The organism is Mycobacterium parmense (assembly GCF_010730575.1).
GTDB lineage: Bacteria > Actinomycetota > Actinomycetes > Mycobacteriales > Mycobacteriaceae > Mycobacterium > Mycobacterium parmense.
This window is the reverse complement of sequence record NZ_AP022614.1, coordinates 5442227-5458528: the sequence shown is the minus strand read 5'-3', so window position 1 is coordinate 5458528 and position 16302 is coordinate 5442227. Positions and strand designations below refer to the sequence as shown.

Sequence of the window (16302 nt, the reverse complement as noted above, 5' to 3'; positions counted from 1 at the left end):
CGTCGTCTTCTAAAGCGACAGCAGGGTGGCGGACGCGGTGCCGGGCGCGCCGTACACCTGCGCCAAGCCGACGCGCGGGTTGCCGGGAACCTGACGCTCGCCCGCCTCGCCGCGCAATTGCCGCACCAGCTCGTGCATCTGGCGCAACCCCGAGGCGCCGATCGGCTCGCCGTTGGCGATCAACCCGCCGTCGGTGTTGACCGGCATCGAACCGTGGATCTCCGTCGCCCCGTCGGCCACCAGCTTCTCCTGCTCGCCGTCGGCGCACAGGCCTGTCTCGGCCATGTGGATCACCTCGTTGCCGGCGTCGGTGTCCTGCAGCTGGGCGACGTCGACGTCCTCGGGTCCGATGCCGGCGGCCTCATAGGCCGCCCTGGACGCGTACACCGTCGGCGAGACGTCCTCGTCGAGCGGCGCGAAGGTGGCGTGCACTTCGTACGCACCGAACGTGCGGGTGCGAATCTCGCAGGCCCGCACGTACACCGGCTTGGCGGTGTAGTTGTGCGCGAGGTCGGCGCGGCACATGACGACCGCCGCGGCGCCCTCGTCGGGCGCGCAGAACATGTACTGCGTCAGCGGGTAGTTCAGCACCGTCGAGTTGAGGATCTCTTCCTCGGGAATGGGCTTGCGGCGGAAGGCGTTCGGGTTCAGCGCGCCGTTGCGGAAGTTCTTGGCGGCGACCTTGGCCAGGGTGGCCTGGGAGATGTTGTGGTCGTGCAGGTACTTGTTGGCCTTCATCCCGAAGAACTTGGTGGTGACGAACTGACCGTTCTGCGCGTACCACTGCGGCAGCGCGAGTTTGGCGGGGTCGTCGGTGAACGCGCCGCGCGGGTGCTTGTCCAGGCCGATGGCGATGCCGATGTCGTACTTGCCCAGCCGGATGGTGTCGGCGGTCTGCTGGATGGCACTGGCCGCGGTGGCGCAGGCGTTGAACACGTTGGTGAAGGTGATGCCGGTCAGGCCGACCAGGCGGGTAACGGCGTCGGGGTTGGAGACCTCATGACTGCCGCCGAAGCCGAATTGGATGTCCTTCCAATCCACCCCGGCGTCCTTGAGGGCGGCCTGGATCGCCTCGGCGCCCATCTGCATCGCGGTCTTGTCGAACCTGCCGAACGGGTGCAGGCCGACGCCGATGATGGCGACATCGTTAGTCATCTCGTGGCTCCTCTGATGGATGGTGGCGCACCGCCTGGCCCGGCTCGGCCGCGGCGATCGTCACTGAACCGGCTGGAATGCGAACGTCATGATTTCGGCGCCGTCTTCGTCGTTGACCAGCGGCACCATCGTCAGCTCGACCTCCTGGCCGAACCGCAGCTTGGCGGGGTCGTTCTCGGTCAGCCGGCCCTCGACGCGGATCACGTCGTCGAGCTGGACCAAACCGACGCCGAACGGCACGAAGTCCTTGCCGGCCGGGCCCGCATACGGAGCCCCGGGCGGGAAGCCCTGGGTCGTCCACGCCACCAGCGTTCCGCGGCGGGGCAGCAGCACGTCGGTCATCTCGCCGGCGCTGCAGCGTGGGCACCATTGCTGAACCGGGAAGGTGGTCGCCCCGCAGCTGCCGCAACGACTGCCGATCAGCTGTGGGTTCTCGTCGGGCCAGGTCGAGATCTCGGGCGCGAGCGCCTTCTGCATCGAGGAATCCTCCGTCTCCGCCAACAGAATCGGTCTCACTGAACCGTATAACAGGTTTCCGTAAAGTGGAAACCACATTCTCGCCAACCGACAGCGTCCCGGCCTGGGCTATCTTGGCGAGGATCTGCGCGCGCAGCACTGTTGAAGAAGCGAGGAGACGACGATGCCGGTCACGGTGACACTCGAACTCAGGTTCAAGCCCGAAGCGGTGGCCGCGGGCCGCGATCTCATGCGCGAGACGCTCAAGGCGACCCGCGCCTTCGAGGGCAACCTCGGCACCGACGTGCTGGTCGACCAGGACGACGAGGCGCACTGGCTCATCTACGAGCTCTGGGAGTCGGTCGAGGCCGACGAGGCTTACCGCGCGTTCCGCGCCGGGGAGGGCAAAGTGACCCAGCTCCCGCCGTTGCTCGCCGCGCCGCCGGTCAAGATCAGGTACGCCGTCGCCGACATCTGACGGGCTCAGCTCAACGCGGGAATCACTTCGCGTTCGAACAGCTCGATTCCGGTGCGATCGTAGGCGGCCTCCGGGAAGTAGCAGATGACGTACTCGCATCCGAGGTCACGGATCCTGGTCAGGCGCTCGACCACCTGTTCCGGCGTTCCCGTCGCCGAGTCCGGTCCGGCGGTGTTGGCGACCATCGCGTCGGCCGCGGCGTCCGGCACATAGCCGGTCATCCGGTCGCGGACCTGCCGCAGCCGGTCCTTCACGTCGTCGTCGGATGAGCCGACGACCGCGTTCACGTTGACCGAACGCACGATGGCGTCGAAGTCGGTGCCGACCGCCGCACAATGCCCGGCCAACACTTCCGACTTGTGGGCGAACGCCTCGGGTTCCGGGGTGAAGTTGGTGTACTGCGCGTACCGCGCGGCGATGCGTAGCGTCACCTTCTCGCCGCCGCCGGCGATCCACAGCGGAATCCCATTGTCCTGCAACGGCTTCGGCGCGACTATCGCTCCGTCGACCTGGTAATGCCTGCCGTCGAAGCTGACCTTCCCGTCGCGCCAGGCGTCACGCATGATCTGCACGCCCTCGTCCAGCCGGCCCAACCGCACCCCCGCCGACGGGAAGCCGTACCCGTAAGCGCGCCATTCGTGTTCGTACCAACCGCCGCCGATGCCCATCTGGATCCGACCACCGGAGATGATGTCGGCGGTCGCAGCGACCTTGGCGAGGTAGACGGGGTTGCGGTAGCTCATCGCCGTGCACATCTGGCCGAGCTTGATCCGCGACGTGGTCGCCGCGTATGCGGCCATCAGCGACCACGCCTCGTGTGTGGCCTGGTCCGTCGGCGTCGGAACGGTGTGGAAGTGGTCGTACACCCACAGCGAATCCCAGGCGCCTCCATCCGCGTGGGCGGCCAGCTCGCGCATCACCTCCCAGTGCTTCTCGGGCTCGATGCCGACCAGATCCATTCGCCAGCCTTGCGGAATGAAGAGACCAAAGCGCATGGCGGTGACTCTAGCCGCGCGATGGCGCGGCTAGCACGCGGCGCGGCGGGCGCCGTGAGCGGGCCAATCGTCAGCCCGCCTTCGTCGCCGTTACCACCGTGCGCTCCTGTCGCCGGCGCCCTTGAAGCCGAAACGGCGTCACAGCCGATCGATAACTCAGGCCCAGCCGGCGCTCACCGCCGAGCCGTAAACCCGATGCATGACACCCAAACGACAGCAAACGCATTCAACAGACGTCCGGCGCAGGCGTATCCGAGCACGAGTCGTCTTGGCGGGGGCCACGGCCGTCGCGGCGCTCGGTTTCGCCACCTGGCCGGTGCACTCGCCGGCCCCGGCGGCACCAAGCGCTGCGGGTCGCGTCGTCGCCGTCGACGACAACGGCAACTCCGTCAACGACAACGGCCAGACCTCCGGCGACATCTTCACGCAGAACGCGCAGGACCAAAGCACCGCGAACGGGGCCGGGACCTAAGCGCCGGGCGCGGCGAGCCCTGCCGCGACCTGCGCCGCGCACAGACCTCCTGGTTAGGCTGAGCGTCGAGCAAGCGCAGGAGGCCGCGTTGCAGATCCTCATCTCCGGTGCCAGCATCGCCGGGCCGGTGCTGGCGTACTGGATGAACCGGTACGGCTTCGACGTCACCGTCGTGGAGCGGGCGGCGAACCTGCGCAAGACCGGCGGCCACGCCGTCGACCTCTTCCGCCCGGCGATGGAGATCTCGGCGAAGATGGGCGTCCTGCCCCAGATCGAAGCCCGCGCGACCGGAACCAATCGGTTGACGGTGTTTCGCGAAGGACAGACTCGGCCCACCGAAATCGACCTCACCAAGATCTACGCCGCCGCCTCCGACCGGCATGTCGAGATCATGCGCGACGACCTCAGCGAGATCTACTACGAGGTCACCCGCGACGATGTCGAGTACATCTTCGGGGACACCATCACGGCGATCGACCCCGACGGGGAGGTGACCTTCGAGCACGGCCCGACCCGCAATTTCGACGTCGTGGTCGGCGCCGACGGGCTGCACTCCAACGTCCGGCGCCTGACGTTCGGCGAGGACGCAGACCTCACGCGGTTCATCGGCGGATACTTGGCGGTCCTGTCGGCACCCAAGACGCTGGCCAACGCGGGCCAGATGATCGGTCACGTCGGCGTCGGCCGCATCGCGGCGATCTACACCGCGGAGCACCTGGACGACGCGCGGGTGGTGTTCTTGTTCCGGGTGGCCCGGCAGCTCGACTACGACCATCGCGACGTGTCGGGGCAGAAGGCGTTGCTGAGCGGGGCCTTGAGCGGCATGGCCGCCCAGGTGGACCGGTGGCTCGAGGAGATCGACCGCACGCCGGCGTTCTACTTCGACGCGATCACTCAACTCCGGATGAACATCTGGTCGCGCCGCCGGGTCACCCTCGTCGGCGACGCCGGCTATTGCCCCGGCCCCGCCGTGGGCGGCAGCACCAGCCTCGCGGTGCTCGGCGCCTACGTGCTGGCCGGCGAGCTTGCCCGGGCCGAGGGCGATCACCTGCGCGCGTTCGCCGCCTACGAACTACGGATGCGCGAGCCGGTGCAAGCCAGCCGGACCTTCGCCCGGGGAGCGGCCAAGAGCATCGTCCCCGAGTCCCGATTCGGAGTCTGGGCCTTGACGCATGGCGCCCAGCTGGTGTCGCGGTTGCCCGGGTCGCTGTCGCGGTCGATGGCGAAGTTGAACACCAAAGGGGTCCGGCTGTACGACTCGATGCCGGTGCCCGACTACACCGATGACGACTACACCGATGACAAGGTACCCGGAGAGGAATGATGGCCAATGGAGCTTAACGGTGTCGGGGTGTGGAGCAGCCAATTGCGCTACGGCGATCCATCCGAATCGGCCGACGCCGCAGCTGAATTGGATGAGCTCGGGTTCGCGGCGCTGTGGATCCCCGACGTCGGCGGCCCGGTGTTCGACGCCGTGGGCCGCCTGCTCGCCGCGACCGAACGCACGGTCATCGCCACCGGGATCCTCAACCTGTGGATGCACTCACCGGACGACGTCGCCGAGTCCTACGCGGCGCTCACCGCCGAGCACGGCGACCGCTTCCTGCTGGGCATCGGCGTCAGCCACGCCCCGCTGATCGACGCCGGTAATCCGGGCCGCTACCGCAAGCCGCTGGCGGCGACGGCGTCGTTCCTGGACGGGTTGGACGCCGCCGAGCGGCCGGTGCCCGCCGCCAGCCGGGTACTGGCCGCGCTCGGTCCCAAAATGCTGGCCCTGTCGGCGAGCCGGACCCGCGGAGCGCACCCCTATCTGGTCACGCCGGAGCACACCGCTTCGGCGCGTGCGACTCTGGGCAAGGGTCCGCTGCTGCTACCGGAACAGACGGTGATCCTCACCGAGAGCGCCGATGAGGCGCGCAGCATCGGAACCGACTGGCTGCGTGCATATCTCGCGTTACCCAACTACGCGAACAATCTGCTGCGCAGCGGATTCTCCGAGGACGACCTGGAGCACGTCAGCACGCGGCTGTTCGACGCGATCATCGCGTGGGGCGACGAGGAGGCGGTCATGCGCCGGGTCGACGAGCATCGCGCGGCCGGCGCCGACCATGTCTGCGTCCAGGTTCTGCTCGCCGATCCGCAGGCCTTCCCCCGCGACCAATGGCGCCGAATTGCCGCCGCCCACCGCGGTTGAGCCGTGGCTTCCAAACACACCCTCTTCCGGCTCTTCTACCGGCTGGGCTTCACGCCGTGGGACGGCCATCCCATCGCGCAGAGCCTGCGGGACCTCGTCGAGACGCTCCCTCCGGGCAGCGCCCTCGACCTGGGATGCGGGACCGGGGACACGTCCATCTACCTCGCCGAGCGCGGCTGGACCGTCACCGGGGTCGACTACGTGTCCCAGGCGCTCGACAAAGCCCGTGCGAAGGCGCGAGCCGCCAAGGCGTCGATCAACTTCGTGCGCGCCGATGTCACGCGGCTGAGTCAGGCCGGACTGGGCACCGGCTTCCGGCTGGTGGTCGACAACGGCTGCCTGCACAACATGAGCGACGCCGACCGCGAGGCGTACGTGCGGGAGGTCGGGGCGGTCACCGCCGCCGATGCGCGGCTGGTGGTCGTCGCGTTCCTGCCCGGCGGCCGGTTCGGCGTGCGCGGCGTCGACCCCGCCGAGATGGAACGGCGGTTCGTGCCCGCCTGGACGCTGCTGTCCGCCGGCAGCGAACAGGAGTTGGACCGCGAGCAGACACCCACGCGGTTCTATGTGTTCCAGCGGCGCGCCTGAGCAGCAGAAAAAACGTAAAGCCCCCCGAACTTGCTGTCTCGGGGGGCTTTACGTCTGCGACTACGTCAGCGAGGCCGGCGGCAGGAAGCGGTCGCCGTACTTGGCCGCGAGCTCACGGGCCCGCGCCACGAAGGCCTCCTTGCCGATACCACCCGCACCGGAGTAGCCGACGATGAACTGCGCGCTGCCACCGGTGTACGGCGGGAACCCGATGCCCATGATCGACCCGATGTTGGCGTCGGCCGTCGACGTGAGCACGCCCTCGTCGAGGCACTTCTGGGTTTCCAGCGCCTCGGCGAACAGCATCCGGTCGACCATGTCCTGCAGCGGCGGCTGCGACGAACCGGACTTGAACGTCTCGCGCAGGCCCGGCCACAGGCGGGTGCGCTTGCCGTCGACGTACTCGTAGAAGCCCGCGCCCTTCAGCCGCGACGGCCGGCCGATCTCGATCATCTTCTCGACGACGGCCTCGGCCGGGTGCGGCTCGTAGGTGCCGCCGGCGTCCTCGACACCCTTGCGGGTGGCCGCCGCAATCTTGTGCATCAGCTCCAGGTTGAGCTCGTCGGACAGCTGCAGCGGCGGCGCGGGATACCCGGCCTGCGAACCGGCGTGCTCGATGCTGGCCGGCTCGACTCCCTCACCCAGCATCGCCAGCGCCTCGTTCACGAAGGTGCCGATGACGCGGCTGGTGAAGAAGCCGCGGCTGTCGTTGACCACGATCGGGGTCTTGCCGATGGCCAGCGTGTAGTCGAACACCCGCGCCAGCGCCTCGTCGGAAGTCTTCTCGCCCTTGATGATCTCGACCAGCGGCATCTTGTCGACCGGGGAGAAGAAGTGGATGCCGATGAAGTCCTCCTGCCGCTTCACGCCGGTGGCCAGACCGGTGATCGGCAGCGTCGAGGTGTTCGACCCGAGCAGCGCGTTGGGTTCGACGATGTCCTCGATTTCCTGGAAGACCTTGTGCTTGAGCTCCTGGTTCTCGAACACCGCCTCGATGACGAAGTCGACGCCCTTGAAGTCGGCCGGGTCCGCGGACGGCGTGATGCGGTCCAGCAGCGCCTTGCTCTTCTCCTCGGTGGTCTTGCCGCGCTGAAGTGCCTTGGCCTCAAGCTTTTCCGAGTAACCCTTGCCCTTCTGGGCGGCCTCGATGCTGACGTCCTTGAGCACAACCTCGTAACCGGCCTTGGCCGAGACGTAGGCGATACCGGCGCCCATCATGCCCGCGCCCAGCACACCGATCTTGTTGATCTTGACCGGCTCGATGCCGTCGGGGCGCGAGCCGCCGCCGTTGATGTGGGCCAGGTCGAAGAAGAACGCCTGGATCATGTTCTTGGCGACCTGGCCGGTGACCAGCTGGGTGAAGTAGCGGCTCTCGATGCGGCTGGCGGTGTCGAAGTCCACCTGCGCGCCCTCGACGGCCGCGTCCAGGATGGCCCGCGGCGCCGGCATCGGCGCACCCTTGAGCTGCTTTTTCAGCAGCGCCGGGAACGACGGCAGGATGGCGGCCAGCGCGGGGCTGGACGGCGTGCCGCCGGGCATCTTGTAACCCTTTTTGTCCCAAGGCTGTTCGTGCGAATCGGGGTTGGCCTTGATCCACGCCTTGGCAGCAGGAACCAGTTCCTCGACCGAGCTGACGAGCTCGTCGACCAGGCCGATCTCCTTGGCTTTGGCGGGCTTGAAGCGCGTGCCCTGCGACAGGATGTTCATGAAGGCGTTCTGGATGCCGAACATCCGCACGGTGCGGGTCACCCCGCCACCGCCGGGCAGCAGGCCCAGCGTCACCTCGGGCAACCCGAGCTGGCTTCCCTTGACGTCGGCCGCAATTCGGTGGTGGCAGGCCAGCGCGATCTCCAGGCCGCCGCCCAGCGCGGCGCCGTTGATGGCCGCCACGACCGGCTTGCCGAGGGTCTCCAGGGCGCGCAGGTCACGCTTGACCGACTCGACGGTGTCGAACGCCTCGCCGGCGTTCTCCGGGCCCAGGTTGATCATCGCCTTGAGATCACCGCCGGCGAAGAAGGTCTTCTTCGCGCTGGTGATCACCACGCCGGTAATCGAATCCTTCTCGGCGGCAAGGCGTTCGACCGCATTGTGCATCGACGCGCTGTAGTGTTCGTTCATCACGTTCGCCGACCCGGTGGGGTCGTCCAACGTCAGGGTGACGATGCCGTCGGCATCCTTGTCCCACTGGATGGTGTTCTCGGTCTGGATGGTGTTCTGCGCCACGGCCTTAAACCCTCTCGATGATCGTCGCGACGCCCATGCCGCCGCCGATGCACAGCGTGATCAGCGCGCGGCGCGCGTTGCGGCGCTCGAGCTCGTCGACCATGGTGCCGGTGATCATGGCGCCGGTGGCGCCCAGCGGGTGGCCCATCGCGATGGCGCCACCGTTGACGTTGAGCTTCTCGTCGGGGATGTGCAGATCCTTCTGGAACTTCAGCACCACCGACGCGAAGGCCTCGTTGAGCTCGAACAGGTCGATGTCGTCGATCGTCATGCCCGCGCGGTCGAGCACCTTGCGCGTGGCCGGGGTGGGGCCGGTGAGCATGATGACGGGGTCCGAGCCGCTGGTGGCGGTGGCCACGATGCGCGCCCGCGGGGTCAGGCCCTGCGACTTGCCGGCGGCCTCCGAACCGACCAGCACCAGCGCGGCGCCGTCGACGATGCCGGAGCTGTTGCCGCCGGTGTGGACGTGGTTGATCTTCTCGACCCAGTGATACTTGGTCAGCGCCACGTCGTCGAAGCCGCCCATCTCGCCTACTCCGTCGAAGGCGGTCTTGAGCTTGGCCAGACCCTCCATCGTGGTTTCGGGCCGCATGTGCTCGTCGTGGTCGAGGATGACCAGGCCGTTCTGGTCGCGCACCGGCACGACCGACTTGGCGAAGTAGCCGCCCGACCACGCCTCGGCGGCCTTCTGCTGGCTGCGCAGCGCGTAGGCGTCGACATCCTCGCGGGAGAAGCCCTCGATGGTGGCGATCAGGTCGGCGCCGATGCCTTGCGGGACGAAGCCGATCCGGTAGTTGGTTTCGGGGTCGGTCGCCCAGGCGCCGCCGTCGGAGCCCATCGGCACGCGGCTCATCGACTCGACACCGCCGGCCAGCACCAGGTCGTCCCACCCGGAGCGCACCTTTTGCGCGGCGGTGTTGACGGCCTCGAGGCCCGAGGCGCAGAACCGGTTGAGCTGGACGCCGCCGGTGGTCTCCGGCAGCCCGGCCGCCAGCACCGCGGTGCGGGCGATGTCCCCGCCCTGGTCACCGACCGGGGAGACCACGCCCAGGATCATGTCGCTGATCAGGCTCTCGTCCAGGTCGGGGTTGCGCTTGCGCAGCTCGTCGACCAGGCCGACGACCAAGTTCAGTGGCTTGACCTCGTTGAGCGAACCGTTGCGCTGCTTGCCGCGCGGCGTGCGGATGGCCTCGTAGATGAAGGCTTCTTCGGACATGTCGACTTCCTGTTCGCAATCGGGATTCGGATCCGCCTACAGAGTAGGTCCGATCCCAGCACCCTAACAAAGCGCCCGGCCAACCTGTTGGTTGGGCAGGATTGCGCAGCTCAGTGACACCCGGTGTGACGCTGCGGTTCGTCGCGCGCCGAGCGTGACGGTGCGGTCACGCCGAGGCGTGAAGTTAAGCTCGACCACCATGACGGTGTCGCGGCTGCGTCCGTACGCGACCACGGTGTTCGCCGAGATGTCGGCGCTGGCCGCGCGGATCGGCGCGGTGAACCTCGGCCAGGGTTTCCCCGACGAAGACGGCCCCCCGGCCATGCTGAAGGCGGCGCAGGACGCGATCGCCGACGGCGCCAACCAGTACCCGCCCGGAATCGGCATCGCACCGCTGCGGCAGGCGATTGCGGCCCAGCGCCGGCGGCATTTCGGCACCGAATACGACCCTGACACCGAAGTGCTGGTGACCGTCGGCGCGACGGAGGCGATCGCAGCGGCGGTGATCGGCCTCGTCGAACCCGGCTCCGAGGTGCTGCTCATCGAGCCGTTCTACGACTCGTACTCCCCCGTCGTCGCGATGGCCGGCGCCCGCCGGGTCGCCGTGCCGTTGGTGCCCGACGGCAGCGGCTTCGCGCTGGACGCCGACGCACTGCGGCGGGCGGTGACGCGCCGCACCCGCGCGCTGATCGTCAATTCACCGCACAACCCCACCGGCACCGTCCTCGGCGCGGCGGAGTTGGGCGCCATCGCGGAGATCGCGGTCGAGGCCGACCTCTTGGTGCTCACCGACGAGGTCTATGAGCACCTGGTGTTCGACGGCCACCGGCACCTTCCGCTGGCCGGCTTCGACGGCATGCGCGAGCGCACGATCACCGTCTCCAGCGCGTCCAAGATGTTCAACTGCACGGGCTGGAAGATCGGATGGGCTTGCGGCCCGGCCGAACTCATTGCCGGCGTGCGTGCGGCCAAGCAGTACCTGAGCTACGTCGGGGGTGCACCGTTGCAGCCCGCGGTGGCGCTGGCGCTCGATACCGAGGACGGATGGGTGTCCGACTTCCGCGAGTGCCTGCAGGCCCGGCGCGACCGGCTGGCCGCGGGGCTGACGGGAATCGGTTTCGAAGTGCACCGCAGCGACGGCAGCTACTTCTTGTGCGCCGACCCGCGTCCGCTCGGGTACGACGACAGCACCGCGTTCTGCGCGACCCTACCGGAGCGCGTCGGGGTGGCGGCCATTCCGATGTCGGCGTTCTGCGATCCCACGGGTGGACAGCTTGACGTATGGAATCACTTGGTGCGCTTCACTTTCTGCAAGCGCGACGACACCCTGGACGAGGCGATCAGGCGACTGGCAGCGCTTCGCGACGCGGGCGGCTAACGGGGCGGGGCTGCGCCGTCGGCGCCCATTACCCGGTCCCGAAGCCCTTCCAGCGCCGAACGGAGGATCTTCTTGCGGGCCCGGCTGACCCAGAACTCGGGCAGCGGCGCCGACGGCTCGACGGTGAGTGTGAACCTCACCCGGGTCTTGTCGTCGCTCTCGCGAATCAGGTTGTATTCGCCGTGCTGGCCATGCTGCTGGGCCGTCTTGGCGGCGTCCCACACCATCCAGTCCGGGCCCCAGTGGTATTCGAGAAGCTCGGTGTCGTGAATGCCGGTCACCGCGATGGTGACCTTCACGTGGTGGGGTCGTCCGTCGGGATTCTTGTCGACCACCTCTACCCGTTTGTGCACCGCCGACCACAACGGCACAGCGTCCATGTCGGCGAGCGCCTCCATGATCAGTTCCGGGGGCGCGCCGATCACGATCTCCGACGATGCTTGCACGGCCACTGTGACTCAACTTACAACCGCTTTGCCGTTTTCGGAGCAGAAAAACCGGCGTCGCCTAACCCGGCCCGCCGGGATCGGCTACACCCGTCACCATTTCGCGCAATCCCTTCACCGCGGCGTTCATCACGTTCTCGCTTGCGCGCCTTACGATGAACGCCGGTATCGGCCCGGCGGGCTCGACGGTGATGTCGAATCGCACCAACGTCTTGTCCATTCCTTGGGGCTTCAGGTTGTACTCGACGTGCTGGCCATGTTGCTGCGCGGTGCCCTTGGCGTCGTATACCACCCAGTCGGGCCCCCAGTGGTACTCCAGGACTTCCTTGTCCACCAGTCCCAGGATCCTGATGGTGGCGGCGACGTGGTGGGGCCGGCCATCCGGATAGCGGTCGATCACTTCGATGTGCTTGTGCAGCGGCGACCAGCCCGACACGACGCCGACGTCCTCGAGCGCCGCCATGACCTTTTCCGGAGGCGCGTCAACGACGAATTCTCGCGATGCTTTTACGGCCACTGAGACGAACTTAGCAACGCCGCGGCCGGTGCGGGGAGGTTTCGCTTAAACGGTTTGCTACCAGCCGATTTCGTTAAGGTCCACGGTGACCGCCGGGGGCGGTCCGACCGGCCCGGCCGGCGTTCGGGAAAACCGCGGGGCCGGCGCGGCCTGGTCGGCCCCGTGCGCGGTGATCACCGTGCAGCGCGCGCGCAGGTGGTCGTCGTTCGCGGCTTCGCTCCACGTCAACACCGGCGTGGCGCACGCGTCGGTGCCGGCGAACACCGCCGTCCACTCGTCACGCGTCCGGGTTGCGAACCGCTCGGCGAAGGCGGCGCGCAGTCGCGGGTAGGCGCCGATGTCGAATTGCCCGGGCACCTCGTCGGGCGCGAATCCGAGGCCATGGAGCAACGCCGCGAAGAATTGCGGCTCGATGGCGCCGACGGCCATGTACTTGCCGTCGGAGGTTTCGTAGCAACCGTAGAACGGGGCCCCGCCGTCGAGCAGGAATGATTCGCGGCGGTCCCGCAGCGCACCGGTCGACTTCATGGTCCACATCACCTGGGCTAGCAGGCTGACGCCGTCCACCATCGCGGCGTCGATCACCTGCCCCTCGCCCGAGCGCTCCCGCTCGTACAGTGCGATCACGATGCCGAGCAGCACCAGCATCGAGCCGCCACCGAAGTCGGCGACGAGGTTCAGGGGCGGCATCGGCGGCCGGTCCGCGTAGCCGAGCGCCGACAGGGCACCCGTTCGAGACAGGTAATTGATGTCGTGGCCCGCGGTCCGGGCCAGCGGGCCGTCTTGGCCCCAGCCGGTGATGCGGGCGAAGATCAGCCTGGGGTTGACCTCGGCGCAGTCGTGCGGACCGATGCCCAGTCGCTCGCAGGCGCCGGGACGGAAGCAGTCGAGCAGCACGTCGGCCTTGGCGGCCAGGCCCAGCAGCGTGCGGGGCTGCGTCTTGACGTCCAGGTCGACGATCCGCTTCCCCCGGTGCAGCAGGTCGCGATCCTCGGCCGGCATGGTGAGGCCGCCCGTCGGGCGCCGCACCCGCACCACGTCCGCGCCCAGGTCGGCCAGCACCATGCCCGCGTGCGGCCCGGGCCCGATCCCGCCGAGTTCGATGACCCGCACGCCGGCCAACGGCCCCGCGTCGCTCATGGCGGCTACTTACCCTTCTTGACCTCGAGCACCCGCGCGCGCAGCGCCTTGGTCGCGGAATCGATCGTCCCCTTCACCGCGCGCTTGAGGACGAAGCCGGGCAACGGGACGTTGGGGTCCGCCAGCAGCTCGAACTTGACCAACGTGTCGCCGCCCTGGGGCACCAGGGTGTATTTCCCGTCCTGCGCCTTCTGCTGGGAGGAACTGACCAGGGTCCAGCTCACCTCGTCGGCGCCCCAGGTATAGGCCACCACCTGTTCGTCGGTGATGCCCGCGACCCTGACCTTCATCTTCACCTTGCTCGGCCGGCCGTCGTCGCCCGTTTCGAGCACCTCCGCGCTCTGATGCGGTTCCGACCACGTCGGCATCGCGTCGAAATCGGCGATCACGTCGAGGATCTCTCCGGGGCCGGCTTCGATGACGATGTCGCGAGACTCTTTGATTGCCATGGACCGCACAATAAGCGAAATGGCATGTCGGCCGGATCGATTTCGACCGCGTACCGTCGTGCTCGTGACTGATCCCCTCTACACCGTCGGTGACTATCTGCTCGACCGGCTCGCGGAGCTCGGCGTCTCCGAGATCTTCGGCGTCCCCGGCGACTACAACCTGGAGTTCCTCGACCACGTCGTCGCGCACCCTTCGATTCGGTGGGTGGGCAACGCCAACGAGCTGAACGCCGGCTACGCCGCCGACGGCTACGGACGGCTTCGCGGATTGTCGGCCGTGGTAACCACATTCGGGGTGGGCGAGCTGTCGGCGGCCAACGCGATCGCGGGCAGCTACGCCGAGCACGTGCCCGTCGTGCACATCGTCGGCGGCCCCTCCAAGGATGCCCAGGGCACCAGGCGTGCGCTGCACCACTCCCTGGGCGACGGCGACTTCGAGCACTTTGTCCGGGTGAGTCGCGAAATCACCTGCGCCCAGGCCAATCTCATGCCGGCCACCGCACGCCGGGAGATCGACCGGGTGCTCAGCGAGGTGCGCGAACAGAAGCGGCCCGGCTACATCCTGATGTCGACCGACGTGGCCCGCTTCCCCACCGAACCGCCCGCCGGGCCGCTGCCCCGCTACACCGGTGGCACCAGCCCCCGCGCGCTGTCGGCGTTCGTCGAGGCCGCCACCGACCTCGTCGGCGACCACCACCTGACCGTGCTGGCCGATCTGCTGGTGCACCGTCTGCAGGCGGTCACAGAGCTCGAGAAGTTGCTGGCCGCCGACGCGGTGCCCTATGCGACGTTGATGTGGGGCAAGAGCCTCCTCGACGAAAGTTCGCCCCACTACCTGGGGATCTACGCCGGATCGGCCAGCACCCCGGCGGTCCGCAGCGCGATCGAGGACGCGCCCGTCCTGGTCACCGCCGGGGTGGTGTTCACCGACATGGTCAGCGGCTTCTTCAGCCAGCGGATCGATCCCGCGCGCAACATCGACATCGGGCAGTACCAAAGCAGCGTGGCCGGGCGGGTTTTCGCCCCCCTGGAGATGAGCGCCGCGCTCGATGCGCTGGCGCAGATCCTGGTCCGGCGCGGGGCCACGTCACCGGCCGTGGCGACGCCGGCGGACAAGTCACCCGTAGAACCGGCCGGAACGCCGACGCGCGACCAACCGCTGACCCAGCAGATGGTGTGGGATCGGCTGTGCGAGGCGCTCACGCCCGGCAACGTCGTGCTCGCCGACCAGGGCACCTCGTTCTACGGCATGGCCGACCACCGGCTGCCGCAGGGCGTCACCTTCATCGGCCAACCACTGTGGGGCTCGATCGGTTATACGCTGCCCGCGGCGCTGGGGGCCGGTGTGGCCCACCCGGAGCGCAGAACGGTGCTGCTGATCGGTGACGGCGCCGCGCAACTGACGGTGCAGGAACTCGGCACCTTTGCCCGCGAGGGACTGTCGCCGGTGATCGTGGTGGTCAACAACGACGGCTACACCGTCGAAAGGGCCATCCACGGGGAGACCGCACCCTACAACGACATCGTGAGTTGGCGGTGGACCGAGGTCCCGGGCGCGCTGGGCGTCGGTGATCACCTCGCCTTCCGGGCCCAGACCTACGGTGAGCTCGACGATGCATTCATCGCCGCGGCCGAGCATCGAGATTGCATGGTGTTCGTCGAGGTGGTCCTGCCGCGGCTCGAAATCCCCACGCTGCTGGTCGAATTGGTTCAGCCCGTGTCACCCGACGGCAGCCCGCGCCGCTGAAGCGCGCGCTCAACCCGACCGGGTGGGCGTGCGCCCCGTATTCGACGAGCGCAGTATCGCCTGGACGGTCCGCCGGCAGCGCCCGCACTCGGCGCCCGCCCCGCAGGCCCGGGCCACATCCTTCGTCGTCGACGCCCCGGCCGCGACGGCCTCGGACACCGTTTGGCTGGTGACGCCGTTACACAGGCAGACGAACACCGCGCTGTCCGCTCCCCTACGTCTCGATGCGCATCGTGTCGAAGAGCCGGCCGACGAACAGCGGCGGGTAGGCACCGACGCCCGCCCTCGACATCCACTGGGCCGCGGCGTCGGGGTGGTCGATCCACTCCCGAGCACTGTCCTCGTCGGGGAATTCCTGCAGGATCAGTACTTCGTGATCGTCGTCGAAGGCCCGGAACAGCCATGTCTTGCGAATTCCCGCGCTGGTGAATCTGTCGGTCGCGGAAGCGACTTCGGCGGTCAGCGTCATCACGTCGTCGACCGATGCGATCGCGGCCACCACCACTCCGGGCGCCCGGGGCGTGGTCGCAGGGTTCGCGACGAACCTGTCGACGATCTCCCCGGCGAACACCGCCGGGATGTCGTCGACGCCGGCGGCATCGAACCAGTCGAAGAAGACCCTCGAGCGCAGCAGTTCGACGATGGGCTCACGGCTGTGCACCCCGATCATCACCAGCACGCGCCCGCGGTCGTGCGTCGACACATAGACCAGCACGTGATGGGCGCCGATGTCGGCGAGGGCGGACTTTCTGCGCTCCAGCAGCGGCCACACCCGAGTCGGATCGGGGACGCGGTAATCCGATGCGATCACCATCGAGTGAATGTCGCCGGCGCTCAACGTGGTGGTC

Annotated in this window: 18 protein-coding genes; 7 read left to right on the top strand and 11 right to left on the bottom strand. The window is 68.1% G+C overall.

The window, feature by feature from the left end; translation table 11 throughout:
- Positions 1–9 precede the first annotated feature (9 nt).
- Positions 10–1155, bottom strand: a complete 1146-nt coding sequence (locus G6N48_RS25345) for a thiolase family protein (RefSeq protein ID WP_085270265.1) — start codon at positions 1153–1155, stop codon at positions 10–12.
- Positions 1156–1215: 60 nt separating this feature from the next.
- Positions 1216–1632 (bottom strand): Zn-ribbon domain-containing OB-fold protein, encoded by a 417-nt coding sequence (locus G6N48_RS25340; RefSeq protein ID WP_085270296.1) that lies wholly within the window; start codon positions 1630–1632, stop codon positions 1216–1218.
- 163 nt (positions 1633–1795) lie between these two features.
- On the opposite strand from G6N48_RS25340, the gene G6N48_RS25335 reads away from it, so the two are divergent.
- Entirely contained in the window at positions 1796–2089 is a 294-nt protein-coding gene (locus G6N48_RS25335) for a putative quinol monooxygenase (RefSeq protein ID WP_085270264.1), read from the top strand.
- Between the two features lie 5 nt (positions 2090–2094).
- Here the strand turns inward: G6N48_RS25335 and G6N48_RS25330 are convergent, their stop codons facing one another.
- A complete protein-coding gene (locus G6N48_RS25330; RefSeq protein WP_085270263.1) occupies positions 2095–3084 on the bottom strand; it encodes an LLM class F420-dependent oxidoreductase in 990 nt (329 codons plus the stop codon).
- Positions 3085–3352: 268 nt separating this feature from the next.
- On the opposite strand from G6N48_RS25330, the gene G6N48_RS25325 reads away from it, so the two are divergent.
- From G6N48_RS25325 to G6N48_RS25310, 4 genes are all read left to right on the top strand, one after another.
- Complete coding sequence (locus tag G6N48_RS25325; RefSeq protein WP_085270262.1) at positions 3353–3556, top strand: hypothetical protein; 204 nt, start codon at positions 3353–3355, stop codon at positions 3554–3556.
- 88 nt (positions 3557–3644) lie between these two features.
- Positions 3645–4880 (top strand): FAD-dependent monooxygenase, encoded by a 1236-nt coding sequence (locus G6N48_RS25320; RefSeq protein WP_085270261.1) that lies wholly within the window; start codon positions 3645–3647, stop codon positions 4878–4880.
- Positions 4881–4886: 6 nt separating this feature from the next.
- Positions 4887–5750 (top strand): LLM class F420-dependent oxidoreductase, encoded by an 864-nt coding sequence (locus G6N48_RS25315; protein ID WP_085270260.1) that lies wholly within the window; start codon positions 4887–4889, stop codon positions 5748–5750.
- A gap of 3 nt (positions 5751–5753) precedes the next feature.
- A complete protein-coding gene (locus G6N48_RS25310) occupies positions 5754–6338 on the top strand; it encodes a class I SAM-dependent methyltransferase (protein ID WP_085270259.1) in 585 nt (194 codons plus the stop codon).
- Between the two features lie 60 nt (positions 6339–6398).
- Here G6N48_RS25310 and G6N48_RS25305 read toward each other — a convergent pair whose 3' ends face one another.
- Positions 6399–8546, bottom strand: coding sequence for a 3-hydroxyacyl-CoA dehydrogenase NAD-binding domain-containing protein (locus tag G6N48_RS25305; protein ID WP_085270295.1), 2148 nt, complete (start codon positions 8544–8546; stop codon positions 6399–6401).
- A 19-nt stretch (positions 8547–8565) separates the two neighbouring features.
- On the bottom strand, positions 8566–9777 hold the full coding sequence (locus tag G6N48_RS25300; RefSeq protein ID WP_085270258.1) for an acetyl-CoA C-acetyltransferase: 1212 nt from the start codon (positions 9775–9777) through the stop codon (positions 8566–8568).
- Between the two features lie 199 nt (positions 9778–9976).
- Between G6N48_RS25300 and G6N48_RS25295 the strand changes: the two genes are divergently transcribed.
- On the top strand, positions 9977–11155 hold the full coding sequence (locus tag G6N48_RS25295) for a pyridoxal phosphate-dependent aminotransferase (protein WP_085270257.1): 1179 nt from the start codon (positions 9977–9979) through the stop codon (positions 11153–11155).
- Here G6N48_RS25295 and G6N48_RS25290 read toward each other — a convergent pair.
- The 4 genes from G6N48_RS25290 to G6N48_RS25275 are packed head-to-tail and all read right to left on the bottom strand — an operon-like array spanning position 11152 to position 13707.
- Positions 11152–11607 (bottom strand): SRPBCC family protein, encoded by a 456-nt coding sequence (locus G6N48_RS25290; protein ID WP_085270256.1) that lies wholly within the window; start codon positions 11605–11607, stop codon positions 11152–11154. The two genes, G6N48_RS25295 and G6N48_RS25290, sit on opposite strands and share 4 nt — an antisense overlap.
- 55 nt (positions 11608–11662) lie before the next feature.
- Positions 11663–12118: an SRPBCC family protein gene (locus G6N48_RS25285; protein WP_085270255.1), complete on the bottom strand. Its 456-nt coding sequence runs from the start codon at positions 12116–12118 to the stop codon at positions 11663–11665.
- A gap of 57 nt (positions 12119–12175) precedes the next feature.
- Entirely contained in the window at positions 12176–13258 is a 1083-nt protein-coding gene (locus G6N48_RS25280) for a CaiB/BaiF CoA transferase family protein (protein WP_085270254.1), read from the bottom strand.
- Positions 13259–13263: 5 nt separating this feature from the next.
- Complete coding sequence (locus G6N48_RS25275; protein ID WP_085270294.1) at positions 13264–13707, bottom strand: SRPBCC family protein; 444 nt, start codon at positions 13705–13707, stop codon at positions 13264–13266.
- A gap of 19 nt (positions 13708–13726) precedes the next feature.
- Between G6N48_RS25275 and G6N48_RS25270 the strand changes: the two genes are divergently transcribed.
- Positions 13727–15454, top strand: a complete 1728-nt coding sequence (locus tag G6N48_RS25270) for an alpha-keto acid decarboxylase family protein (protein ID WP_085270253.1) — start codon at positions 13727–13729, stop codon at positions 15452–15454.
- Positions 15455–15463: 9 nt separating this feature from the next.
- Here G6N48_RS25270 and G6N48_RS25265 read toward each other — a convergent pair whose 3' ends face one another.
- Positions 15464–15652, bottom strand: coding sequence for a (2Fe-2S)-binding protein (locus tag G6N48_RS25265; RefSeq protein ID WP_085270252.1), 189 nt, complete (start codon positions 15650–15652; stop codon positions 15464–15466).
- Positions 15653–15668: 16 nt separating this feature from the next.
- Positions 15669–16292 carry a fatty-acid--CoA ligase gene (locus G6N48_RS25260; protein WP_085270251.1) on the bottom strand — a complete coding sequence of 208 codons (624 nt, stop codon included), beginning with the start codon at positions 16290–16292 and terminating at the stop codon, positions 15669–15671.
- Positions 16293–16302 lie beyond the last annotated feature (10 nt).